The organism is Lacisediminihabitans profunda (assembly GCF_008040105.1).
GTDB classification, from domain to species: Bacteria; Actinomycetota; Actinomycetes; order Actinomycetales; family Microbacteriaceae; genus Lacisediminihabitans; species Lacisediminihabitans profunda.
Map to the genome: position 1 here is coordinate 323781 of NZ_VRMG01000008.1, position 23970 is coordinate 347750.

Here is a 23970-nt window from a genome sequence, read left to right on the forward strand (position 1 = left end):
CCATCAGCCTCTGATCGCACCGATTCCGACATGGGTCGAGAGAAACGCTCTCACGTCGTCGATCTCGGCCGCATCGATGCCATGCCGCAGACCCGCGTACACTCGCTCGACGAGGGTGGAGTGGTGCGGCAGGAAGGCACTGGTTCGGGCGATCGCGGGTTCTCCGATGACCCGATCCTCGGCACCGCGCCCCCAGAACACGGGCGGGAGACTCACGGCGAGGGTGGCATCTCCGGGCTGAGCTGCCCCCTGGACGAATCCGCCGAGCACGACCGGTGCCAGTACTCGCCCGGGTCTCGTTCGCAGAAGCTGGCTGGCCATCAGGCCACCCTGCGAGAACCCGATCGGCACCACCCTGGTGGCGGCATCCAGGTTCGCGTCGACCCATGCCCAGATCACCTCGGTCGCCTCGGCCACCATCTGGGGCTCGGGGGTTCCGGGCGTCGTGATCGAGAACCAGGCGGCGCCGCCGTTGCCGAGTTCGACGGGCGCGCGAAGGGATGCCCACGGCAAGCCCAGCCCAAGCGCGGGAACGAGGCCGGTGAGGTCATGTTCGTTGGAGCCGAAACCGTGCAGAAGGACAACGACAGCTGGTTCGGCGATGGTGTCGACCGCCCATCCGGGAGAACGCACATCGCGCAGCAGGGTGTTCATCGGACTATCGGCTCCTCGGTGAAGATATCGGGCAACACGGAATAGGCGGAAACCGGGCACGACGGCGGGCGGGCACCACAGGGGGCCCGCCCTCGCCGCGTCAAGAGACTCGGGTCAGCTGATGAGCCCGAAGCCGCCCGTCCAGCTGATCTTCTCGCCGGCGGCGAGGGCGAGCTGCAGGAAGCCGAGCGCCTCGAGCTCGTGGGCGCGCTTGAGTGAACCCGCGTCTACGGCGCGGACGCCTCCGGCCGTCACGAGCCCGGCGAGTGTCTGCTTGGCAGTCTCGTCGTCGCCGGCGATGAGCACGGTCGTGTCGACGGAGCCGACCTTCTTCGAGCTGAGGGTGGCGGCGAAGTTCGTGTTGAACGCCTTGAGCACCTTCGATGAAGGCAGCACCTTCGCGAGTTCGGCGGCAGCGGAGCTGCCGACCGGCACGACAAGGGAGTCGAAGGTCGAGAAGTCGACGGGGTTGGTGATGTCGACGACGATCTTGCCGGCGAGTTGCTCGGCGTAGGTAGTGGCGATGACGTTGAGAGCCGGATACGGGACGGCAAGCACGACGATGTCGCCCGTGATGGTGCCCTGGCCCTCTGACCCGATGTGCTCGACCGAGGCACCGCCGGCGGCCAGAACGCTCGCAATGGCTGTACCCATGTTGCCGGTACCGAAGATGGTGACGTTCGTCATGTAACTGCTCCCTTGTTGTGAGACCCGCGGGTCTTTAGTTGTCGGTTCAACTAATGTAACCCAAATTGGTTGCATCTACAAGTATTGTGACAGTCTTCGTCACGACCGAGACTCGATGGCAGACCCTCGAGCGCACGGGCCGAGTGCACCCGGCCCGCCCTCCGCCGCACGAGCGAATTCTCCGCGAGCCCTCAGGCCGCCTCCCGCGCCTGTCGTGATCTCGCACTTCGAGGGGCGCCTGCCTCGCCTCGCGTGCCCCGGGTCAGAGGATGCCGAACGTCATGCTCGGCTGATCTCGTCCGGCCTCCTCAACGAGAAAACCCCCGGGAACCCGGGGGCCTTGCCGACTAGAAGCCGGGGTATCTGGACTGCGTCAGGACGGCTCTCACCCCAGGGAACCGGATCCAGCCCGAGGCTCCCGCGGGCTCCCTTTTAGGTTCAGTGGACGTCGGCGAGCACGGCCTCGAGTTCTTGCGCAGTGGCGCGCACGGAGGCACCGATGCTCGCTCGCGCGTCTTCGCCGACGCGGTATGCCGGCGCCACGACAGAGACGGCCCCGATGAGCTGCCCACGCGCGTAGACCGGCGCGGCACAGGCCCACACGCCCTCGTCGACTTCACCCTCACTTACGGCGAAACGTGAGCCGCGCAGCGCCGTGAGCTCGTCGTCGAGTCGTTCGCGAGCAGCGGGCTCCAACGCCGGCTCGAGTCGGTCGAGGTACTGCGCACGGCGGGTCTTGGAGAATCCGGCGAGCAGCACCTTCGCAGCCGCTCCGGCGTGGAGCGGCATGACGTGGCCCGGCTGAAAGGAGATGTTGATGGCGTGGTCAGACTCCGAGATCGCGAGACATACCGCAGCATCGTTGAGCTGACGAAGATAGAGCGCCGTCTCGTTCGTCGACGCCGAGAGACGGTCGAGCACGGGCTGCGCCTCGACGCGATAGTCGAGCGTACGTTCGGCGGCCTGGGCCAGTTGCAGGATCTCCGGCGAGAGCACGTAGGAGCCCTTGCCACGCTCTTCGATGAGGTACATCTCACGCAGAAGGGAGAGATAGCGGTAGGCGCTAGGCAATGAAATGCCGTGCACCTCGATGATCTCGTCTACGGTCAACTCTGGCTTGCTCTGGCTGAATTGGAGGAGGATCTCAAGCACGCGGCGCGCACTGTCCACTCCCTTAGTTCGCTGTGATGCCATCGTCGGCACCTCCCTGAGTCTTGGTCATCGTCATAGCCCGAAGGAACACGTCGTTGCCCTTCACTGTTGATTGCTGAGCACAGCGAGAGCCGCCTCGACGCCGTCGCCGACGTTCACGGGCTGCCCGAGATCGACCAGGCTCCGCCCGAGCGCGGCAATGCCGACCACGGGATGAAGTCCGCTGGCGGTAGGACCCATGTGAGCAATCCTAATGAGGTTTCCGGCACCTTGGCCGCTGGAAAGCATCACGCCGTAGTGTTCGCGAACATGCGTGCGAACCTCAATGTGGTCGACGGCATCGGGCAGTCGCACGCTCGTCACGCACGACGCGGCGATATCGTCGCTTGCCGGCCAGAGTTCGAGGCCCATTCCACGCACTCCCGCGCGCGCCACGTCCGCCGACGCGAAGTGGCGGGCGATGGAGGCGTCCACGCCCTCCTCCAGGACCTGATCGAGGCAGGCCTCAAGGCCGTGCATGTCGGAGACCGACGGCGTGTACGGAAAAACACCTCCCTCGAGCCATTTCGTCTTCCAGTCGATAAGAGACAGGTAGGAGGATCGCGGCGCGCGTTCGTTGGCGAGCATCGACTGCCAGGCTCCCGCGCTCACGGTCACCAGCGCGACGCCGGGAGGGCCACCGAGGCACTTCTGGGCGCCCGCGACGCAGACGTCCAAGCCCCATTCGTCGGTGAGAAACTCCATTCCCCCCACGCCAGAGACGGTGTCGACGAGGGTGAGCACACCACGTGCGCGGCAGATCGGGCCGATGCGCGAGACATCGGTCACGGTGCCCGATGGGGTCTCGGATGCCACGAGCGTGACGAGCTCGATCTCAGGATGAGCGTCGAGGTACTCCTCCACAGCCGCTGGATCGACGGCCTCGTTGTAGGCCACCTCGATCTCGTGCAGCACGGCGCCGAAGTCGGTGAGCCAGTAGCCCATTCCCTTCCCGAACACACCCTGCACGAGGTTGAGCACGTGCATGCCTGGGCTCACGAGCGAACGTGCAGCACCCTCGAGACCCACGATGGCCTCGCCCTGCATGAGCACAATGTCGTTGGTCGTGCGGAACAGCTCGGCCACCTTGCGCTCGGTGCGCCGAAACGCCTCGAGAAAGTCCGGGTCGTAGTGATAGGTGATCGGCATACCGAGGGCCGCGAGCGTGCGCGGAGTCGCGACGGTCGGGCCCGCGGAGAGGGTGAAATCCAACTGAACCATGGTGGTCCTTTCTGTGAGGGAACGAGGTGACGGTCAGCGAGCGCCGCGCGTATATGGCGCGCCGAGCACGGGAGAGTTGTTCACGTCGCGGCCGAAGATCAGCAGCACGATCATGACGACTATGTACGGCAGCATGGTGATGAGGTCGGTCGGCACGTCGAGGCTCGTCAACTGCAGCACGGTGCCGACCGCGATCGTGAGGCCGTAGAGCAGCGAGACGATGACGACCCGCAGGATCTTGCCGCGGGACAGCATGGTCACGACGATTGCGATATAGCCCAGCCCGTTCGTCATGAACGGCGTGAACGCGTTCGTCGCGAGCACCGAGAGATAGGCACCGCCGAGGCCGGAGAGCATGCCGCCGAGCAACACCGCCTGGGAACGCGTGCGCATGACGCTGCCTCCCGCCGCGTCGAGCGACGACGGCTTCTGGCCGGCGGCACGGATGCTCAGCCCCCAGTTGGTACGCACGAGGAACCACGCGATGATCACCGCGAGCAGCAGCGACACCCAGAACATCGCGGGCTGGCTGAAGAGCGAGTGGCCCACCACCGGGATGTCGGAGAGCCCCGGGACCTTCCAGTTGTCGGTCGGGATGCGGGGCGACGTCTTCGAATAGATCTGGTCATAGAGCACCGTGGTGATTCCGCCGCCGGCAGCGGTGATCGCGATGCCGAGCACAATCTGGTTCAACCCGAGCCAGACGTTGAGAACCAGCAGCACGAGCGAGGTGATCGCGCCCGCAAGAAGTCCGCCCAGCATCCCGAGCCACGTTGAGTGCGTGGTGAGGGCGACGACGTAGCCGAAATAGGCGCCCATGAGCATCATGCCCTCGATGCCGAGGTTGAGCACCCCGGACTGCTCGCCGACGGTCTCGCCGATTGACGCGAGCATGAGCGGCACCGTGCCCGCCAGGCAGGCGATGATGAAGGCCGCGATGAAAGTCGGGGTCAGCAGATCGGTCACTTGCGCATCCTTCCGGTGAGGGCGTTGAGGGGCTTTCTCATCGCATCCTTCAGCTCGTCTGGGAGGTAGCTCTGCCCGAGATCGCGCTTGGTGCCGACGTACTCGGTGACGGTCATGAACACGAGGATCAGCGCGACGACGATCTGCAGGAAGTCGACGGAGACTCCCGACTCCTGGGCGGCGATCGTGCCACCGGTCGCGAAGACCGAGTAGAAGGCGATGAACGGGATCGCCCCCACCGGGCTGAGCCTGGCGAGGAACACGAAGGGCATGATCGCATTGCCGTACGACGGATTCCAGTTGGTGCGCATGTAGCCCCACTGACCGAAGATGTCCATCGATGCGGCCAAGCCGATCAACCCGCCGCTGATGAGAAAGAGCACGATTGTCATCGTGCGCGAATTGATGCCAACATGGCGCGCCGCCTTCGCGCTCGACCCGAACACATCGAGCCGAAGGCCGAACGACGTGCGACTGAGCACGAACTGGAAGATCACGGCGACGAGCAGCGCAACGATGAGGCCGATCGGCACCTGCGTGCCCGGGATGTAGGGCAGCATGTCGCCGGGATCGATTGCCCGGCTCTGCGGGGTGCGCACAGCGGGGTTCTGGAAGACGTACTCGATCAGGATGTTGGTGAGGCCCACGCCGATCGTCGACATGACAATCGTGGTGATGATCTCGTTCGTTCCGAAGAAGGCCTTGAGCCAGGCCGGGATGATGGTCCATGCCGCCGCGACCGCGATCGCGGCGAGCGTGAGCACCAGGTAGGCGATGCCGGGCGACGTGGCCGCGATGAGCTGCGGAGCGAGGCCGGCGACGACGACACCGCCGAGCAGAAACTGCCCGTCGTAGCCGAGGTTCCACAGCTGGCCGCGGAACACCACGATGAGGCCGATCGCCACCAGCAGAAGCGGCGTCATCATGACGAGACTGTTCTCCCAGTTCTGGCCGACGAGCCCGTTCTCGATGATCGCGCCGTAGAACTGGAGCGGGTTCTTGCCCAGGGCGAGAAGGATGAGCGCCGCCACGATGAGCGCGAGCACGATCGGCACGATTGAGCGCACGACGATATCGATGGCGCGCCGCCCCGACGACGAGCGACTGGTGACCAGTTCTGCCTCGTCCTCGAGCGGGGTGATCTCCGTCGTAATGCCGTCGGGGCTCTCGGTCGAGGTGTCAGTCGTTGTCATGCGCCCTGCCTCCGATCATGTAATGGCCGACGCGCTCCGCGACGTCCGGCCCTCCGTCGTTCTGGACCGTGCCGACGATGCTGCCCCTCGAGATCACACCGATGCGGTCGGAGAGCTCGATCAGTTCATCGAGTTCGGTGGAGATCAGCACGACGCATCCGCCGTCTGCGGCGAATGCCCGCAGCAGGTCGTGCACGAGCCGCACCGACTTGAGGTCGAGCCCGTAGGTTGGCTTGTTCACCACCACGACGCGTGCTCCGTGCCCCAGTTCGCGAGCCAGCAGCACCTTCTGGATGTTGCCCCCAGACAGTGTGCCCACCCGCGTACTCGGCGACGGAGTTCGAATCGTGTACTGCGTGATGAGCCGCTTCGCCTCGTCGTTCACCGCCGTCTTGTTGATCTGGCCGAAGCGCCAGAACGGCGCCATGCCGATGCGCTTGAGCAGGAGGTTGATGGCCACGCTGAGGTTGCCGACGGTTCCCTCGTGCAGGCGGTCGTCCGTGACATAGCGCACGCCCTTCTCCTGGCGGGAACGCACCCCGAGCCGCGTGATGTCTGCTCCCTCGAGTGAGATGGTGCCGCTGGCGATCGCGCGCTGGCCGGAGAGCACCTCGGCGAGACCCGCCTGGCCGTGGCCGTCGATTCCCGCGATACCGAAGATCTCGCCCTCGTGAATGGAGAAGGAGATGTCGGTGACCGAGACATCCATCGACTTGCCGACACTGGTGACGCCGGCTACCTGCAGACGCACCGGTCTGCCCGTGACGTCGACCCGCGAGGCCTCGGGGGCGGCCTCGGTGGCGCCCGCGAGTTCGGCCGCAGACTCGATGCTGCCGGCCGCCGCGAGGTCATCGCCGAACATCGCGCGAAGAATCTCTGCCTGCGCCTCGGCTTCGGTGAGGCTCTTCATGCGCTCGGGAGTGAGCTCGCCCACCTTGCGCCCTCCGCGGAGCACCGTCACGCAATCGCCCATCGTGTAGGCCTCGCGCAGTTTGTGCGTGATGAAGACGATGCCGAGGCCCTCTGCCTTGAGGCGGCTCATGCTCTCGCCCAGGCTCTCGATGGCCGACGGCGTGAGCATCGAGGTGGGTTCGTCGAGAATCAGGAGCCGCGAGCCCGTCCACATCGCCTTGGCGATCTCGACCTGCTGTTGCTGCCCGAGGGCAAGGTCGCTGGCGAGGATGTTCGGGTCGATCGAGGCGCCGAGCAGGCCCGAGAGTTCTTCGAGCCGCGAGGCCGCCCGCTTCTCTTTGAGCATCAGGCCGCCCTCGCCGAGCATCAGATTCTCGAGCACCGTGAGAGACGGCACGAGCGTGGAGTGCTGGTGCACAACGCCGATGCCGAACTTCATCGCCGCCTTGGGCGAGCCGATCGTGACGGGCACGCCGTCGATCGCGATCGACCCGGAGTCGGGAAACTGCATGCCCGCCAGGATGCTGATGAGCGTCGACTTGCCCGCCCCGTTCTCGCCGAGGAGGCAGTGCACCTGGCCGTTGAGGATGTCGAGCGAGATGTCGTCGTTGGCGATCACGCCCGGAAATGCCTTGGTGATGCCGCTGAGAGAGATGACTCCGGCCGCTGGGGCGAGCGTGGGGGATGCTGACATCGCGGTTGGGGGCCCTTCGAGGTGTTGATGGAGCAGAGGGGAGGTCGGGCGGCTCGAGATTGGGCCGCCCGGCCCCCCGTTTACTACGTGCTATCCGTTGAGCAAGGCGGTCAGGTCTGCCTTGGTCGACGTGTCGGGAACGGTGATGCTGCCATCCTCGATGCCCTTCTGTGCCTTCGTCGTGGCTGCCGTGATGTCAGAGGTCATGTCTGCGGTCTTCTGCAGCTTGATTCCCCCGTTCTTCAGGTCGAGGTTGTAGGGAGCCGTGGCGAACTTGCCTGCCTTGATGTCATTGATCGCCTGGCTGTATGCGCCGTCGAAGACCCAGAGCACCGAGGTGAGGACCTCGTTGGGGTTGGTCACGAGGTCGGAGACGTCACCGATGTCGGCAATGTACTTGACCTTGTTGCCAGCCTGGTTGGCTTCATCGACTGCTGCGACATAGCCGACGGTCGCCCCGTCTCCCATGCCGAAGATGACGTCGTCGCCCGCCGCGATGAGCTGCTGCACGACCTTCTTACCGCCCGCCGAATCGTCGTAGGCGGCTGCGCCGATGTATGCGACATCAACGTGGATCGACGGGTTGACGCTCTTGGCGCCGGCGATGAAGCCGCCCGACATCGTGAACCAGTTCACGTCGTCGGCCGAGATCGCGATGCCCAGTTTGTTGGTCTTCGTCGTCATGGCGGCGGCGATGCCTGCCAGGTAGCCACCCTGCTGGGCGCTGAAAGTGATGACGCCGATCTTGTCTTTGACCTGGGCCGTCGGCACGTCGGTGATGAGGAATGGCACGCCGGTCTTGGCGTTGGCAGACGCCGCCGCCTGGCCGAATCCGCTGGCGTGGGCGATCACGAAGCCCACGCCCGACTTCTGCGCGGCCTGGGTGAGGATCGTCTGGGTGTTGTCGTAGCCGACGTTGGTGTCGCTCGTGAGCGTGAGCGAGGTCGCCTTGGCTGCGGCCTTTGCTCCGGCGAGACCCATCTGGTTCCAACCGTGGTCGGACTCAGTGGCGGGAGTGACGATCGTGACAGTGGTGAAGTCGCTCTTCGCAGAGGTGTTGGCCGGGGCAGTGCCTCGGCCAGCGCATCCGGTGAGCAGGGCCGCGACCGCGACCACGGCAATCAGGGGTACTGCCCTTGTGGCCGCAAGCGACCGGCGGGCGAAAGAGGTGGGGCTGTGCATGAGAAATGCGTTCCTCTCGATAGGTGATCTGGTCTGGCGGGGTGCCAACGTTTCTCACATTGTGCGGGTGGTAGCTGACACTATGAGAAGAACGACCCGATGGTCAACGGGTGAGAACGTGTTTTTACAGAGTCGAAACGTAACCTTAATGACCACACCGCTTAATGAATGGATGAATCCGGTGACCCGAGCAGTGCCCCTAGTCGTGACCTGCCTTGCTGCCGCGCTTGTTCTCACAGGCTGCAGTGCCGCCCAGACGGCCGGTGTGTCGTCTCCCCCTTCGACGTCGACGAGCGGCCCATCGCCCGTGCCGACCAACGTGGTTGCGGTGCCACAGGATGCCGCGGCCTTCAGCCAACTCGGGGAGGCGGCGCCGCTCGCGCTGAAGCTCGAGGGCGGCACTGTGAGCTCGACCGCCTGCTGGACCCCTTCGGAACACCTGTTCAACGACCCATCGGTGGCCCCGCCAGGAACCTGGAAGGTGCTGTGCCGTGTGTTCTACGACCTCAAGGGCAAGGCGCGATATCAAGATGCCACCTGCATCGGCGACTTCGACAAGACCCCCATGCTCGACCACTGCTACGTCTGGGAGATCTACTCCGACGAGGCACACTTCGAAGACGGCAACCGCCTGGCTACGCCGGCCCCGACACCCGTTCCGTGAGCGGTCACGTTTCAGTCGTGTAAAAACCTGCTGGGACACACCATCACAACCCTTGACCAGCACGCACTGCTTCTCATACTGTGATGAACAATTAACGCACTGTAAAAAATCTGGCCTTTCGGAGGAACCCATGACCGATTCAAAGGTGTACCTGCTCGACGGCGGCACCCTCGTCATCGACGCGTCTGATGTGCACTGGCACATCGATGCAGGAACACCGGTACGGTTCCCGGTCTACTCCGTACTGATCGAGCATCCAGACGCCCTGATCCTCTATGACACCGGGTACGACCTCGACCACGTCAACGCCGTGCTGCCCTTCGAACTGCCGCTGCAGACACCCGAGCAGACCATCCCCGCGCAACTCGCCCTCTGCGGCTACAAGCCCGAAGACGTCGACATCGTGATCAACTCGCACTTTCACTTCGACCACGTGGGTGGCAACAAGTACCTGACCAACGCAACCACGCTCGTGCACAAGGAGGAGCTGCGTCACGCCAAGGTGCCCGAGCCCTTCGAGCGCCTCGGCTACTCCGATGTCTCGTTTGACTACCCCGGGGTCACCTACAGACCGATCTCGGGTGACTACGAGATCGTGCCGGGCGTGTGGCTGTTCGAGACGCCCGGGCACACGATAGGCCACTACTCGCTGCTCGTCGAGTTGCAGAACGAACGCAGCATGCTCTTCTGCGGTGATGCCGCCTACACGCGCACGACGCTGGAGAAGGAGTGGATCGCGGGATTTCACCTCGACCCCACGAAGTCGGTCGAGGCGATTCGACGCCTCAACTACCTCGCCCGCACCCGCGACGCGGACGTCTACCCTTCGCACGAGCTCGAGTCATACGAGCAGTGGAAGGTCGCGCCGCAGTTCTACGGCGGCAGCTGACCCCACCACCCAATCAACCCCGAAAACACGAGAAAGCAGTAGAACATGACTGAGCAGCGCGTCGCCGTCGTCACCGGAGCGGCACAGGGCATCGGTGCCGCCATCGCCAGGGAACTCGCCGCAGACGGCCACCGAGTCGTGGTCGCCGACATCAACCTCGACGGCGCGACCGCGGTCGCCACGGAGATCGGCGGAGTCGCGAAGAAGCTCGACGTGAGCGACCCCGAGCAGGTGGCAGCATTCACCAAGGCGGTCGTCGACGAGCTCGGCCGAATCGACATCCTCGTGAACAACGCGGCGCTGGTTCCCTTCGTGCCGTGGGATCAGCTCGACTTCACCGAGTGGCGCCGAGTCATGGCGGTGAACCTCGACGGCATGTTCCTCATGACCAAGGCGACCACGCCCGTCATGGCGGCGGCCGGCTACGGGCGCATCGTCAACATCGCCTCGAACACCTTCGTGGCGGGCACCCCGAACTTCGCGCACTATGTCGCCACGAAGGGCGCGTCGATCGGCTTCGTCCGTTCGCTCGCCGGCGAGGTCGGCAAGGACGGCATCACGATCAACGCCGTCGCCCCGGGCCTGACCGAGACAGAGGGGGTGCTCGGAAGCGCCCACAACGAAGGCTTCGCCTACGTGCTGCCCGCCCAGGCCTTCGACCGCAAGGGCCTGCCAGCAGACATCGCTCCCGCCGTCGCGTTCCTCGCCTCCGAGAAGGCCGGCTGGATCACCGGCCAGACTCTCGTGGTCGACGGCGGCCACACGCGCAATTGACCCATGGCTGGCTGCGACGTATTAATCATCGGAGCAGGATCCGCCGGGAGCGTGCTCGCCAACCGGTTGACTGCCGACACGTCGCGTAGCGTGGTCGTGCTCGAAGCCGGCGGTCGGGTCACCGATCCCGACATGCGTGCGCCTGGGCGCTGGCCGTTCAACTACGGCAAGCCCTGGGACTGGGCCTTCGAGACCGCACCACAGCCGGGCCTTGCCGGGCGGTCGCTCGAATGGCCGCGCGGCAAGGGCCTCGGCGGGTCGAGCCTCATGCACGCCATGGCACACATGCGCGGCTGTCGCGCCGACTTCGACCGCTGGGTCGACTTGACGGGAGACAGCAGATGGTCGTGGGAGTCGCTGCTTCCCTTTTTCATACGCTCTGAGTCGTTTTCCGGAGGGCCCAGCGCCGTTCACGGAGCAGACGGACCGCTGCCGGTGCTGCTGCCCGGTCCCGACCTGAGCAGCCCGCTTGTGCAGAGCTACCTCGACGCCTGGGCTTCACTCGGTGTGCCCCTCATCCCGGACCATAACGGCGGCGAGATGCTCGGCGCGACGCCGAACTCGCTCACGATCCGCAACGGCGAGCGCGTCACGGTCTCCGACGTCTACCTCGACCCGGTGCTCCACCGTCCCAACCTGACGCTCATCGAGGGTGCCACGGTGGATCGGCTGATCCTCGATGGCGACCGCATCGCCGGGGTCGAGTATGAGGTCGGTGGTTCGTTGGAACTCATCGAGGCGGATGTCGTGATCCTGTCGGCGGGATCCCTCGCCGACCCCCTGCTGCTCATGCGTTCGGGCATCGGGGACCCGGCAGTGCTCGCCCCTGCCGGAGTCAAGACGCTCATCGAGTCGACCGGGGTCGGGCGCAACCTGCAGGACCACCTGCTCGGAGCAGGCAACGTCTATTCCTCGTCGCACCCGGTCGCCCCGTCTCGTCTGCAGCTCTCGGAGTCGATGACGTATCTGTCGCTCTCGGGGCTCGGCACCACGAGCGGAGCTCCGGATGTCGTGGTCGGCTGCGTCGTCGGCCCCAGCGCATCCGAGGTGCATCAGCCGCGGCTGGCGGAGGTCGCCCCCGGCGGTGCGTACACGCTCTTGTTCGGCGTGACCAACCCGACCAGCCGCGGGTCCCTGCGCATCAGCGGCGCCTCCGCAGACGACGCCCCCATCATCGACCCGAACTACCTCGACACGGAGCACGACCGCGTGATGTTCCGCGCGGCACTCGAGCACGCCCGGCTCGTCGGGGCATCGGAAGGCATGGCAGGGTGGCGTCGCGAGGAACTGCTGCCCGGCGCATCCGTGTCATCGCGGCGTGACGTGGACGCGTTCATCCAGCGGGCCGCCATCACGCACCACCACCCGGTCGGCACCCTGAGCATGGGGGCCACCGCCGACACCCCTGTCACCCCCGACCTGCGGTTGCGCGGAATCAGCAACTGCTATGTGGTGGATGCGTCGGTCATCCCCTCGATCACCGCCGGGCCGGTTCACGCGTCGGTGCTGGCGATCGCGGAGTCGTTTGCGGATTGGTTCGTTGCCAGCTGACTCGGCGTGAGCATCCATCGTGGCGGCTGAGGCACATGGCCGGGTGATTCAGTCCCCGAAGAACAGCCGCTGCGCCGTGCCGCCCATGACCTCGACCAGGTCGGCTGGATCGAGTCCGGCGAGCTGCACCTTGAGTTGCTCCACCTTGGGCTGGTGGAATGGGCCGTCCGACCCGTACATCACCCGGTCGTTGCCGATGCGGCGCACTGCCTCAAGGATCTTCGAGCTCATCGGCATACCCGAGGTCTCGAGCCAGACATTCGGATGCCGCGAGGCGACCGCGATCGCCCCGTCGATGTAGACGATGTTGCCGTGACCCATGTGACCGAGAATGATCCTGGCCTCCTCATATCGGGTGACCAGTTCCTCGATGCTCCAGGGCAGGGTGAAGATCGGGTGCCCGCAATGGATCAGCGCGGGCAGTCCGTGCTCGATCAACACCTCGATCACCGGCCAGACGAATGGCTCGTCCGGGTGATAGCCGTCGAGCAGCGGGTGCATCTTCACGCCCCGGAACTTGGGATCGGCCAGGTAATCCCGCAACTCGGACACGCAATCCGGGTTCTTGGGATTCGCCCAGTAGAGCCCGAAGGCGTTGTCGACCTCATGCACCGTCTCGCGCACCAAAGCATTGTCGGGGTTGAAGATCATGCCCGTCGCGATGCCGTTGTCGGCGAGGTAACCGGCAAGGCCGTTCTTGTCCAAACGCACATCGAAAAGCGGGAACTCCCCCACGTGCATGTGGGCGTCGGTGATCTCCACGATCAGCGCTGAAAGGTGCCGACGAAACGCGCCTGCTCGATGATCGCGTCGCTGTAGTCCGCGAGGAACTCCTCACGCGTCGGCACGCCCGTGACTGCCCGGTTGAGGGCGTAGACCCAGAAGTAGTAGTGATGCACCCCGTGACCGAAGGGCGGCTGCGGGCCATACCAGGAGGCCTGGCCCGCACCGTTCGGCCCGACCTTGACCCCAGCGGCGGCGAGGTCGAGAGACGTCGCATCGGCGGGTATTCCGTAGACCGTCCAATGAGTGAAGCCGTCGGGCAACGGGGCGTCCGGGTCGTGGCAGATGATGGCGAGTTCGACCGTGCCCTCGGGCGCTCCCGAGAACTCCAGGCGGGGAGTCGTGTTGCCGCCATCCGCCGAGAACTGGGCGGGGATGGGGGCAAGAGGCTGAATGTCAGGACTCGAGATCGTGAGTTTGTCGACGAAGAGCGCCACGGTGGGCCTTTCTGTAGGGGGCAACGGAGGGAAAATCAGGAGAGCGAGAGCAGGCGCCGCAGTTCAGCAGCGACCAGCATGGGGTTCTCTTCGGGAACGTAGTGATCGGCCGTCGGGTCGACGACGAACCGGTCCTGCGGTCGTGCCGCGAGGGCCGCCTGCCACGCCGCATCGCTGACGATGCCGCTGTTGGCGCCGCGCACCTGGATCATGGGCACACTGACCGCGGCGAACTCCACGGACCACGGGGTGCGAAAGCCCTCGATCAGCTGGTCCATGGCCGACGGATCGGCGAGCGGACGCCAGAGCCCGTCGTCGTGCTGGCGATAGCCCCACAATGCCCGCCGCGCGACTGCGTCTGTCGGCAGCAGCGGATAACGCTCCTGCAGATAGGCCTCGACGTCATCCACCGAGGCGAAGGCGCGATTGCCCGCGGCGACGCGCGCGTGCAGAGTGTCGAGAACGTCGCCCTCGACCCAGGGGGTGTATTCGACCGCGAGCACACCCGCGGTGCGCTCCGGATGCAGCGCCCCCGCCAGCCAGGCGTTGCGAGCACCGAGTGAATGGCCACCCACGATGGCGGTGTCGATGTCGAGCGCGTCGAGAACCGTCAGGACGTCGCCTGCGAAATCGGCCCCGGTGTATCCCGTGGCCGGTTTATCGCTTCGGCCGTGCCCGCGCTGATCGAGGGCGATCACGGTGGCTGACGATTCGAGCGCCGACGAGATCGGTTCCCACACGGCATGGCTCGCGGAGGTGCCGTGCAGCAACACGACCGCGGGGCCGGTGCCGCGCACCCGAAAGGCGATATCGACATCCGCCCCGTGGGTGCGCTGCAGGCCGGCGGCGAGGCTCTCGACCGAGGAGGTGAGCATCAGACCGGGGTGATGCTCGACAGGGTCTTGCGCGCGGCGACGAGCCCGGCCGTGATGTCTTTGAGCTTCGCCGCGACGTCGCCCTCGCCGTATTCGTACATGCCACCGCCGGTCTTGAAGCCGAGCTTGCCCGCGGCGATCATGTCGGTCACGACCTGCGGGGTCTCGGTGTCGGAGTTCAGTTCCTTATTGAGGTAGCTCGAGACCGCCGCATAGATGTCCATGCCTGCCATGTCGAGCAGTCGCGTTGGGCCGATCACCGAGAGCTTGTAACCGATGCCCCACTTGACCGCAGTGTCGAGACCCTCGGGCGTGACGATGCCCTCTTCGAGCAGAGCCACGCACTCACGCAGGATTGCATACAACACTCGGTTCTCGACGAAGCCCGCGATCTCCTTCTCGATCACCGGGTGGTAGCCGAAGGCCTTGACGATCTCGACCAGCTGGTCAGTGACCGCAGCGTCGGTCGCCTTTCCGGGAATCACCTCGATCATCGGGATGAGGTGCGGCGGGTTGGACCAGTGCATGCCCACGAAACGGCCGGGCACGGTCATCGATTCGGCCATCGCCGTGATCGGGATTCCTGAGGTGTTGGTCGCGATGATCACATCCTTGCCCACCAGCGATTCGATCTGCCCGAGCACCGTCTTCTTCAGCTCGATCTTCTCCGGCACGGCCTCGATCACGAAGAGCGACCCGCTGAGTGCCGCGGCGATGTCGGTGGTGAAGCTCACCGATCCGCCCTCCACCGTGTCGCTGCCGAGCTGCTCGAGCACGCCAGAGGCGAAGGCGAACGTATTCTCGGCCTTGGCGAGAGCCTCGGCGCTGATGTCGTAGACGCGCACCTCGGCGCCGGCACGCACGAGGGTCGCGGCGATGCCGGGGCCCATCGTGCCGGAGCCGACGACGGTCGCAATGGCGGGGAGTGAACTCATGAGCGGTCTCGCTTTCATCTGGGAACTGGTGGTGGCGTTGCGGTTAGGGGGATCGGTCAGACCTGGGCGATACCGATGCCCTGCAGGGCCTCGACGCGATCGAGCTTGCGGTTGAAGTACATCCAGTAATTGCGCTGGGCCTTCGGCGGGTAGATGCGCCGACGCTTCTCAACGCTCTCCTCGTGGTCCGGGCGGTCGAATTTCGCTCCGGACGAGAGCAGGTCCAGCTGGAACTTGCACGCCCACTCCAGAAAGATCCCGGCGAGCATCATCTCTGCCACGTCATCCCCCACGAAGGCGACTCCGTGATTCTTGAGCAGGATCGCCTCCGCATCGCCCAGCTGCTTAGCGACCGCGACCCCGAGTTCGACGGAGGTGACGATCTGGCTGGTCTCGCTGAAGCGCGGCACGCCATGCTCCGCAAACCACACGCCGTGGTTGTTGAACGGACCGAGGTCCTCATCGGTCGCACCGAGCACCGTCGCGTAGTGCGAGTGCGAGTGGCCGACGAAGTTCACATCGGGGCGGGCCCGCATGATCTCGGCGTGCAATGGCCACTCCAGATGACGGAGCCCGGTGCCCGCGAGCACGTTGCCGTCGAAATCGATGAGGATGAAGTCGTCGCCGACGACCTCGGAGAGCGCGAGGTTGCCGCGTTTCAACCACAGCCCGCGGCCGAACGGATCGCGAAAAGAGATGTGGCCCATCGACATGTCGCCATGGCCCTCCAGCTCGAGGATGCGGTGCGCGCGCGCGGCGTCTTCGAGAGAGTTGGCGATGGATTCGTCCTGGTGAAACGTGCCGGAGGTGTATCCCACGGTTTGCCTTTCGTGAAGAGGGGTGAATTACTTCGAGAGCTGGGCGATCGCCTCGTCGCGAGTGAGCCCACCCACGCGCTGGTGGATGCGGCCGCGTGTCGACGCGGCAACGCAGATGAGCAGCTCGTTCGGTCTCGGCGCGTCCGGAACGGTCAGCGTCACGGCGTCGTAGTGGGAGCGGACATACAACTCGTCTTTGTATGCCAGCGGCACGTCGAGCGACGAGCCGGTCGACGCGGTCTTGGTCGCCGACGAGATCCACGCCTCTCCGCCGCCGACAGCCGCACGAAATGCGTCGCCGAAGACGGTCGTGATGCACGCGACGACGTGGTCCTGATCGCCGTTGACTCCGGCGATGCCGCCCTTGCCATAGCCCTCGACCGGCCGACCGCCCAAGAGCGCGAGCACACGGGCTCCGAGGGCGGTGCCGAGGCTCGCGCTCGGCTCGGTCAGGGGCGACAGGTCTTCGACCCAACGTCCGGCGAAGGGGTTGGCGATGACCACGCCGGCCACCGCCTTGAACAGGGGCTGCTGCTGCACGGGGCCGCCCTCATGGCTGATCTCCTGCACGAAGCCGAACCACTCGCGCACCTGGTAATAGGAATCGATCTCGGGGAACATTCTCTTCTCGTCTCTCTTCTCAGACCACTGCGTCGTGGCGGTGACTGTTGGTCGGGTCGTACAGTGTGGTCTCATTCACGTCGCCGGTGAACTGGTTGCCGTAAGCCATCCCGCGGGTGTTGGCGTACTCCTGCGAACGATCCTGGCAGCGGTCGGTTATCGGCCGCTCGACGCGCTCCCACTCGACCAACGCAGCCGGGATGCCGGCGATGTCAGACTCAGACGCGGCCTGGGCGACCGTGTACGCATTCATGATCGCGCATCCCCCGCCCTGCGCGAGCGCCGGGCACATCGCGTGCGCGGAATCCCCCACCAGAGCGACCCGCCCCTTCGTCCACTGCTCGAGGCGTGTGGTCTGGTAACCGTAGTACTTGCCCTCGACCTTCGCGGCCTCGTCGAGCACGGGTGCGAGCTGGGGATGGATCGACTTCCAGAGTTCGAGGTCGATCGGCACCGCCGACCCATCCGGGTCGTCGGAGGGCGCCATGAGCGCGATGTAGAGCTCGTTCTCGTTAGCCGGCGTGTATAGCACGCGCAGCACCCTGGGCTCGAGGTTCCAGAAGTCGATCATGTTGTCCCAGTCGGTATCGGGCTCGATCGCCTGCAACTCGGCCTTCTTGCGCGGAACGAGAAAGCGCGAGATTCCATCGCGGCTGGTCTGGCGGTCGAACTCGATGCCCAGGGAATCGCGCACCGGCGAGCCGACGCCGTCGGCCCCGATGATGAGATCCGCCTCGAATTCGGTTCCGTCTTCGAGCCACAGCGTGCCCTGCTCGGTTGCGCCGGCGACAGTCGATCCGGTGAGGATCTCCACACCCTCACGCCGCGCGGCGTTGGCGAGCACCGAGTGCAGGAACGGGCGAGTCATCGTGCGCCACCAGATGTCAGGCATGGCTTCGTCAGAGACGATGCTGTTCTGCATGCGCGTCTCGTAAAAGGGAGGGGTCATCGATCCCTCGTTGATTTCGTCGATCAGGCCGAAGGCGTCGAGCACCCGAAGGCTGTTCTGCCAAAGCACGATTCCGGCGCCCTGCTCACGCAGCACTTCGGCGCGTTCGTGAACGCGAACCGTCCATCCCTGACGCGCGAGCGCGATCGATGCGGTGAGTCCGGCGAAGCCGGCTCCTGAGACCTCTGCGTGCCGACGGTGGGGAGTGGAACTCATATGGGATCCTCGGGCTTCTTATCACTATGTGCAATCGCTTTATCGTAAGACGAAAGAAACGCTATCTGATGAGACCCCCTGTTCGTCAAGAGGGACGCCCGGGTCGAAACAATGAGTTAACACAGGGGACTCTTTCCGGGCGGTCTCCCCGGCGATCGACCGAGTCGTTTTCGCGGCCCGCGATCACTCCGCCGTGGCGGTCGGGTCCCAGTGCCCGATGCGTCCTGCGCCTTCGCACCAGACCGAGCACGGGGCGCGCCGCGGGGGCGAATCACTCGCAGACGGCACGCTGGTGCTCCCGGAGCGGCATGTCCCGCGCGAAGCATTTTGGACAAACCGATAGAGGCCCTGTTTCAGGGCCATCATCCTCGACCAGGTGGTGCCTGACCGCTGACCGATGGGGAATTCGAGTCTTGCGACGTCGAGTCGAGAGTCCCGGTCAGAGCCCCGCGGTGGCTCTATCGAAACAGTCGCTGGAGCCGCGAGAGCCCTTCGAGAAGTTCCGCCTCACCCAACGCGTAGCTGAAGCGAAGATAGCCGCTGGGGCCGAACGCTTCGCCGGGCACGGCAGCCACCTCTGCCTGTTCCAGGATCAGGTCCGCGAGCTCCAGCGATGTGCCGGGTGTCACCCCGCCCCATTCCCGGTTCAGTAATCCGGTGACGTCCGGATAGACGTAGAAGGCCCCGGCGGGCTCCGGGCAGACGATCCCCTCGATCGCATTGAGTCCGTCGACCATCAGACGCCGGCGTCGATCGAACGCCTGCCGCATCCGCTCCACGGTCTCCTGGGGTCCATCCAGCGCCGCAATGGCCGCGCGTTGCGAGATGTTCGAGACGTTCGATGAGAGGTGAGACTGGAGGTTCGCGGCCGCCTTGACGACGTCGAGAGGACCGATGAGCCATCCGACTCGCCACCCCGTCATCGCGTAGGTCTTTGCCACCCCATTCACGAGGATCGTGCGGTCGGCCAACTCAGGGACCGCCTCGACGATGGAAACCGCCTCCACGCCGTCATAGCTGAGATTCTGGTAGATCTCGTCCGAGATCACCCACAGGCCGTTGTCGAACGCCCACCGCCCGATCGCGGCGGTCTGCTCACGCGAGAAGACGGCGCCCGTGGGGTTCGACGGCGACACGAACAACAGCACCTTCGTCTTCGGCGTCCGGGCGGCTTCGAGCTGGTCGACCGTCACGAGGTAGCCCTGGTCCGCTCCCGCGAAGACCTCGACGACAACCCCTCCAGCCAGACTGATGGCCTCCGGATAGGTCGTCCAGAACGGTGCGGGGACCAGCACTTCGTCGCCGGGATCGAGCAGGGTGGCGAACGCCTCGTAGACGGCCTGCTTCCCGCCGTTCGTCACAATCACCTGGGAGGGCGAAATTTCCAGCCCGCTGTCTCGGCGGGTCTTTCTGGCAATGGCTTCGCGAAGCTCCGGGAGCCCCGCCGCGGGGGTGTAGCGGTGATTCCTGGGATCCCGGGCCGCGACCACCGCCGCCTCGACCACATAGTCCGGGGTCGGGAAATCCGGCTCACCCGCCGCGAAACTGATCACCGGACGCCCCGACGCCTTGAGCGACTTAGCCTTCGAGTCGACCTTCAGAGTCGCCGACTCGGAGATCGAAGAGATGCGCCGGGAAAGTCGAGAAGAATCGTGATTCACGGCGCAAGCCTATTCGTCGGGGTGGAATTCGGCCGACACGGGACGGCCACCGTGCGGTGACGGTGCCAAGTGGTGCGGCACTCGAACTATGGTTTATTGTATGACGATCGTATGAAATTTTCGGCAAACCCGTAGTTGTTCACGAAGGAGATCAGATGACCGTCACCGAGTCACTTTCTGCCCGTCAAGAGGAGATCAAGGCCGAGTTCATAGCCGCCCGGGGATCCTGGGGGGACCCATGGCAGACCGTGCTCAAGATTGATCCAGAATTCGTTGCCGCCTATCTCCACCTGTACATGGTCCCCTGGAAGAAGAACTACCTTTCGCCCAAGTTCAAAGAGCTCTGCTACCTCTCAGTGAGCGCCGCCGCAACGCACCTCTACGTGCCCGGGATCCATGCCCACATCACGGCGGCGCTCGACCTGGGTGCTACCCCACACGAGATCATCGAGGTACTCGAGCTCGCCTCGACCCTCGGCATCCACACCATGAACATCGGGGTCCCGCTGCTCGTCGAGGTGCTTGAGGAACTCGGGCGCACCGGGCCGTCGCCGCTCAAGGAATACCAGGAGCGCCTGAAGGCCGAGTTCACCGAGGTGCGCGGGTATTGGCACGATTTCTGGAACGAGATGCTCGAGCTCGATCCGGAGATGTTCGGTGCCTACACCGAGTTCTCCTCGGTTCCGTGGAAGACCGGCACCCTCTCCCCGGCCGAGAAGGAGCTCATTTACATCTCGTATGACATCGCCGCAACTCATCTCTACGTGCCCGGCACCAAGTTGCACATCCGCAACGCGCTCAACCATGGCGCGACCGTCGAGCAGATCCTCGAGGTCATGGAGATCTCGAGCGTGCTCGGCATCCACGCCGTGACGACGGCTGTACCGATTCTCGCCAAGGAGCTCGCCGAGCGAGACATTCAGCTGTGACCGACGGGCCGGCGGGGTCTCCCCCGCCGGCCCGCGGGCTCACCCCACGTTGAGCGAGAGGTACTTCGTCTCCACGTACTCGTCGATCCCGACGTGCCCGCCCTCACGGCCGTAGCCGCTCGACTTGATGCCGCCGAACGGCGCTGCCGGGTTCGAGAGCACACCGCGGTTCACTCCGATCATGCCTGCCTCGAGCCGCTCGGACATGCGCACGGCGCGATCGAGATCGCGCGTGAAAAGGTACGCGGCCAGTCCGTACTCGGAATCGTTCGCCCAGCCGAGCACCTCCTCCTCGCTGGAGAAGGCGACGATCGGAGCAACCGGCCCGAATATCTCCTCGGCGACGAGACGGGAGGTGGCGCTCACCCCGGTGATCACCCTCGCCGGCGAGAAATACCCTGTCGCATTCGGCAGCGGTGTTTCATAGAGGACGATGGCGCCCTCGGCCACCGCCGCGGCGACGAGACCCTCGACCTTGTCCACCGCGGCTTGGTCGATGAGCGGCCCGAGCGTCACGTCGGCCTGCGTGCCACGCCCCACCACGAGCGTCTCGAAGCGGGCGGCGAACTTCGAGGAGAATTCGTCGAGGATGCTCTCGTGCACGTAGAAACGGTTCGCGGCGGTACATGCCTCCCCGTTGTTGCGGAGCTTGGCGAGCATCGCCTGGTCGACCGCGTGGTCGACGTCGGCATCTTCGAAGACCACGAAGGGCGCATTGCCTCCGAGTTCGAGTGAGAGGCGAATGGGTCCCTTTGCCGCTTGTCCAGCGAGCGACTGCCCCACCTCCGTCGAGCCGGTGAAGGACAGCTTGCGCAGCCTCGGGTCGTCGATCAGTGCGCTCACGACCGCCGATGCCTTCGATGTCGTCACCGTGCCCAGCACACCGTCGGGCAGGCCCGCCTCGGTCAGGATTGCCGCAATCGCGTGCATGGACAGCGGGGTCTGCTTGGCGGGCTTGACGATGACCGTGCAGCCCGCCGCGACGGCCGGGCCGATCTTGCGGGCACCCATGGCGAGCGGGAAATTCCACGGCGTGACCAGCAGGCACGGGCCGACCGGTTGCTTCAACGTGACGATCCGTGACTTGCCGTCGGGCGCCGTGGACCACGAGCCGTCGAGCCGCACTGCCTCCTCGGCGAACCAGCGGAAGAAATCGGCCGCGTAGGCCACCTCCGACCGGGACTCGGCGATCGGTTTGCCCATCTCGAGTGTCATGAGCAGCGCGAGATCCTCGTTGCGCTCCGTCATGATCTCGTAGGTGCGGCGGAGGATCTCGCCGCGCACCCGTGGCGCTGTCGCGGCCCAGGACGGCTGGGCTGCGACGGCCGCGTCCATGGCGGCGAGGGCGTCCTCGACGCTCGCGTCGGCGACCTGCACGAGCACCTCGCCGGTGCTGGGGTCTTCGACGCCGAGGGTGTTGCCCGTCGACGAGTCGACCCACCGGCCGCCGCGAAGCAGCCCCTTCGGCACGCTCGCGAGCACGGCCGCTTCGGTCTCGGCGCTCACGCGTGCGCGCCGGGAGTCGTGGCCGCGAGCTCTTGGAGCAGGATCGGCGCGGCCATGGTGACCGAGTGGATTCCGATGACGCTCGCGATCTCCATGACCTCGAGGATCTGTTGCGGTGTTGCGCCGTAGCCGAGGGCGTTCTCGATGTGCAGCTTGAGTCCTACCTTGTAGAGGTGGGTCGCCGAGGTGTCGAAGGCGATGTAGATGAGCTCCTTCACCATCGGGCTGAGGTGACCGTGCTTCCACGGCACCGACGAGAACTCGGTGTAGGCCTCGAAAAGTCGCGGGTCGACCTCGAGCATCTCGTCCCAGGTCGGGTTCCAGTAGCCGCGGTTCGCTGTGAAGTCGGCCTTCACCTTCTCCTGGTACTCGTCGAGCTCGGCCGGACCGACGCGGTCACCGCGTTCGATGAGCACCTCGAGCAGAACGGGCACTCCGACATTCATCGCGTGGATGCCCAGAGTCGAGGTGCACTCGAGCACCTCCATGATCTCTTCCCTGGTGGCGCCGGCAGCAAGAGCCGCCTTGATGTGCTGGCGGATACCCGGGGAGTAGAGGTGCGTTGCGGCCGAATCGACCGCAATATAGATGAATTCCTTGACCTTGTCGTCGAGGTGGTTCTGACGCCACGGCACGGCCGAAAAATTGAGGTAGGCGAGGAGATAGTCGGGGTCGAGCACAAGGATGCTCTCCCACGCGTCACCCCACACTCCGCGTACCCGGATGAACTCGTCCTTGATTTCTTTCTGGTGGGCACTGAGTGCCATCGTCTTTCTCCTTAGTTCTCATGGTGCAGGAACACGCAGGGGGAAAGACCGCTAGACGACTGCGGGACACCGCAGTACCGCAACTACCTGGTCGCTTCGGCCTCACGGAGAGTGTGGAGGGCTGTGATCGAGGCCTTCCGCACGTGCGCTGCGGTGAGCTGAGATGCCAGTCCACCATTGCGATCCTTGATTGCCTCCACCACGGCACGAAGCTCCGTCACAACCTCGTGGGAGCGGCCGGCTTCTGACAGCGATGTCGCCCTCAGCACCTGCACCCGCGCCTGGATACCCTCGAGCAGCTGCTGGAGAGCCGCGCTCTTCGCACCCGCGATCAGCACGGCGTAGAACCGGTCCTTCGCAGCGAGGGTCTCCCGGATGTCGTCAGTGCGATTTGTGACGGCCTCGAGATTGTCAATGGTGGCGATCAACTTCTCCACCTCGTCGTCGGTCGCTCGGCCCACGAAATGCTCCACGACGAGCGACTCGAGCGCAGCGCGCACCTCATAAAGGTCAATCGCCTCTTCGAGCGACGGTGCACTCACCATTGCTCCGCGCTGCGGAACGACGGTGACGAGACCCTCAGATGCCAGTTCCCGAATTGCCTCGCGGATCGTCGTCCTCGAGACTCCGAGCTGTTCGATCAGTTCGCGCTCGACCAGACGTTGGCCCGGTTTGAGCTGGAACTCCATGATCGCCTGTCGTAGCGCAGCGATGACCTGCTCGCGCAGGGGAGCCGCGACGCGGCCCATCGGTTCCGCGGTCCAGGACTCAGCGAGGGAATTGGTGGTGGCCATGTCAGATACTATACGTAGCCGGAATGTACGTCGTCATACGATCTCTCCATTTATTTGTGCTTTTTTGTCAATTTCCAGTCATTCTTGTCCCTCCACGTCAC

Annotated in this window: 24 protein-coding genes; 5 read left to right on the forward strand and 19 right to left on the reverse strand. The window is 65.0% G+C overall.

The features are described 5' to 3' along the window. Positions 1-3: 3 nt before the first annotated feature. The 8 genes from FVP33_RS12445 to FVP33_RS12480 form a co-directional block, all read right to left on the reverse strand. A complete protein-coding gene (locus FVP33_RS12445) occupies positions 4-654 on the reverse strand; it encodes an alpha/beta hydrolase (protein ID WP_147783978.1) in 651 nt (216 codons plus the stop codon). A gap of 114 nt (positions 655-768) precedes the next feature. Beyond that, on the reverse strand, positions 769-1341 hold the full coding sequence (locus tag FVP33_RS12450; protein ID WP_147783979.1) for an NADPH-dependent F420 reductase: 573 nt from the start codon (positions 1339-1341) through the stop codon (positions 769-771). Between the two features lie 438 nt (positions 1342-1779). Further along, positions 1780-2535, reverse strand: a complete 756-nt coding sequence (locus FVP33_RS12455) for an IclR family transcriptional regulator (RefSeq protein WP_147783980.1) — start codon at positions 2533-2535, stop codon at positions 1780-1782. Positions 2536-2595: 60 nt separating this feature from the next. After that, the gene (locus FVP33_RS12460) at positions 2596-3753 is read right to left on the reverse strand and encodes a pyridoxal-phosphate-dependent aminotransferase family protein (RefSeq protein ID WP_147783981.1); all 1158 of its coding nucleotides are present in this window, start codon (positions 3751-3753) and stop codon (positions 2596-2598) included. A 33-nt stretch (positions 3754-3786) separates the two neighbouring features. Beyond that, positions 3787-4719, reverse strand: a complete 933-nt coding sequence (locus FVP33_RS12465; protein ID WP_222706710.1) for an ABC transporter permease — start codon at positions 4717-4719, stop codon at positions 3787-3789. Then, on the reverse strand, positions 4716-5912 hold the full coding sequence (locus tag FVP33_RS12470) for a putative B6 ABC transporter permease subunit 2 (protein ID WP_147783982.1): 1197 nt from the start codon (positions 5910-5912) through the stop codon (positions 4716-4718). Before FVP33_RS12470 ends, FVP33_RS12465 begins: the two co-directional genes overlap by 4 nt. After that, complete coding sequence (locus FVP33_RS12475) at positions 5899-7518, reverse strand: putative B6 ABC transporter ATP-binding protein (protein ID WP_147783983.1); 1620 nt, start codon at positions 7516-7518, stop codon at positions 5899-5901. The genes FVP33_RS12470 and FVP33_RS12475 overlap by 14 nt, the downstream gene beginning before the upstream one ends. Positions 7519-7608: 90 nt before the next feature. After that, on the reverse strand, positions 7609-8700 hold the full coding sequence (locus tag FVP33_RS12480; protein WP_147783984.1) for a putative B6 ABC transporter substrate-binding protein: 1092 nt from the start codon (positions 8698-8700) through the stop codon (positions 7609-7611). A 265-nt stretch (positions 8701-8965) separates the two neighbouring features. Here FVP33_RS12480 and FVP33_RS12485 point away from each other — a divergent pair, with 265 nt between their 5' ends. The 4 genes from FVP33_RS12485 (at position 8966) to FVP33_RS12500 (ending at position 12578) form a co-directional block, all read left to right on the forward strand. Next, positions 8966-9364: a hypothetical protein gene (locus tag FVP33_RS12485; protein WP_147783985.1), complete on the forward strand. Its 399-nt coding sequence runs from the start codon at positions 8966-8968 to the stop codon at positions 9362-9364. A 130-nt stretch (positions 9365-9494) separates the two neighbouring features. Then, entirely contained in the window at positions 9495-10253 is a 759-nt protein-coding gene (gene pldA / locus FVP33_RS12490) for a 4-pyridoxolactonase (RefSeq protein ID WP_147783986.1), read from the forward strand. 45 nt (positions 10254-10298) lie between these two features. Then, positions 10299-11027 (forward strand): pyridoxal 4-dehydrogenase, SDR-type, encoded by a 729-nt coding sequence (gene pldH, locus FVP33_RS12495; protein WP_147783987.1) that lies wholly within the window; start codon positions 10299-10301, stop codon positions 11025-11027. A gap of 3 nt (positions 11028-11030) precedes the next feature. Next, complete coding sequence (locus tag FVP33_RS12500) at positions 11031-12578, forward strand: GMC family oxidoreductase (RefSeq protein WP_147783988.1); 1548 nt, start codon at positions 11031-11033, stop codon at positions 12576-12578. A 48-nt stretch (positions 12579-12626) separates the two neighbouring features. Here the strand turns inward: FVP33_RS12500 and FVP33_RS12505 are convergent, their stop codons facing one another. From FVP33_RS12505 to FVP33_RS12540, 8 genes are all read right to left on the reverse strand, one after another. Further along, positions 12627-13340 carry an amidohydrolase family protein gene (locus FVP33_RS12505; RefSeq protein ID WP_147783989.1) on the reverse strand — a complete coding sequence of 238 codons (714 nt, stop codon included), beginning with the start codon at positions 13338-13340 and terminating at the stop codon, positions 12627-12629. Positions 13341-13342: 2 nt separating this feature from the next. Then, on the reverse strand, positions 13343-13798 hold the full coding sequence (locus FVP33_RS12510; protein WP_147783990.1) for a YbhB/YbcL family Raf kinase inhibitor-like protein: 456 nt from the start codon (positions 13796-13798) through the stop codon (positions 13343-13345). A gap of 35 nt (positions 13799-13833) precedes the next feature. Next, positions 13834-14673: an alpha/beta fold hydrolase gene (locus FVP33_RS12515; protein ID WP_147783991.1), complete on the reverse strand. Its 840-nt coding sequence runs from the start codon at positions 14671-14673 to the stop codon at positions 13834-13836. Then, complete coding sequence (locus FVP33_RS12520) at positions 14673-15608, reverse strand: 3-hydroxyacyl-CoA dehydrogenase NAD-binding domain-containing protein (RefSeq protein WP_147783992.1); 936 nt, start codon at positions 15606-15608, stop codon at positions 14673-14675. The genes FVP33_RS12515 and FVP33_RS12520 overlap by 1 nt, the downstream gene beginning before the upstream one ends. A 56-nt stretch (positions 15609-15664) precedes the next feature. Beyond that, positions 15665-16426: a class II aldolase/adducin family protein gene (locus tag FVP33_RS12525; protein WP_222706711.1), complete on the reverse strand. Its 762-nt coding sequence runs from the start codon at positions 16424-16426 to the stop codon at positions 15665-15667. A gap of 27 nt (positions 16427-16453) precedes the next feature. Beyond that, the gene (locus tag FVP33_RS12530; RefSeq protein ID WP_147783993.1) at positions 16454-17047 is read right to left on the reverse strand and encodes an amino acid synthesis family protein; all 594 of its coding nucleotides are present in this window, start codon (positions 17045-17047) and stop codon (positions 16454-16456) included. 19 nt (positions 17048-17066) lie between these two features. Beyond that, the gene (locus FVP33_RS12535) at positions 17067-18212 is read right to left on the reverse strand and encodes an FAD-dependent oxidoreductase (RefSeq protein WP_147783994.1); all 1146 of its coding nucleotides are present in this window, start codon (positions 18210-18212) and stop codon (positions 17067-17069) included. Between the two features lie 458 nt (positions 18213-18670). Beyond that, a complete protein-coding gene (locus tag FVP33_RS12540) occupies positions 18671-19873 on the reverse strand; it encodes a pyridoxal phosphate-dependent aminotransferase (RefSeq protein WP_147783995.1) in 1203 nt (400 codons plus the stop codon). 155 nt (positions 19874-20028) lie between these two features. On the opposite strand from FVP33_RS12540, the gene FVP33_RS12545 reads away from it, so the two are divergent. Continuing rightward, complete coding sequence (locus FVP33_RS12545; RefSeq protein ID WP_147783996.1) at positions 20029-20802, forward strand: carboxymuconolactone decarboxylase family protein; 774 nt, start codon at positions 20029-20031, stop codon at positions 20800-20802. A gap of 39 nt (positions 20803-20841) precedes the next feature. Here the strand turns inward: FVP33_RS12545 and FVP33_RS12550 are convergent, their stop codons facing one another. From FVP33_RS12550 to FVP33_RS12560, 3 genes are all read right to left on the reverse strand, one after another. Next, positions 20842-22308: an NAD-dependent succinate-semialdehyde dehydrogenase gene (locus FVP33_RS12550; RefSeq protein ID WP_147783997.1), complete on the reverse strand. Its 1467-nt coding sequence runs from the start codon at positions 22306-22308 to the stop codon at positions 20842-20844. After that, the gene (locus FVP33_RS12555) at positions 22305-23075 is read right to left on the reverse strand and encodes a carboxymuconolactone decarboxylase family protein (RefSeq protein ID WP_147783998.1); all 771 of its coding nucleotides are present in this window, start codon (positions 23073-23075) and stop codon (positions 22305-22307) included. Before FVP33_RS12555 ends, FVP33_RS12550 begins: the two co-directional genes overlap by 4 nt. A gap of 83 nt (positions 23076-23158) precedes the next feature. After that, entirely contained in the window at positions 23159-23869 is a 711-nt protein-coding gene (locus tag FVP33_RS12560) for a GntR family transcriptional regulator (RefSeq protein ID WP_147783999.1), read from the reverse strand. Positions 23870-23970: the final 101 nt, after the last annotated feature.